Below are 266 nucleotides of genomic sequence, written 5' to 3' on the forward strand. Positions count from 1 at the left end.
CATCAAACAGCACGTGATTCAGGTGCTGCTGTGATCGCTAAACATGATGGTACCGTTGAATATGTAGATGCTGACGAAATCCGTGTACGTCGAACATCAGGTGAACTTGATATCTATAACATTATGAAGTACCGTCGTTCAAACTCAGGAACTTCATATAACCAACGTCCACTTGCTGAACTTGGTGATAAAGTTGAAGCCGGCGACATCATTGGTGATGGACCATCAATGGAAAATGGGGAAATGGCGCTTGGCCAAAACCCACT

Annotated in this window: 1 protein-coding gene; it reads left to right on the forward strand. The window is 44.4% G+C overall.

Annotation, left to right across the window (positions count from 1 at the left end):
• A partial coding sequence (locus ETC27_RS18030; RefSeq protein WP_136256071.1) for a hypothetical protein occupies positions 1-266 on the forward strand: 266 nt, incomplete at both ends.

The organism is Onishia niordana, assembly GCF_004798965.1.
GTDB lineage: Bacteria > Pseudomonadota > Gammaproteobacteria > Pseudomonadales > Halomonadaceae > Onishia > Onishia niordana.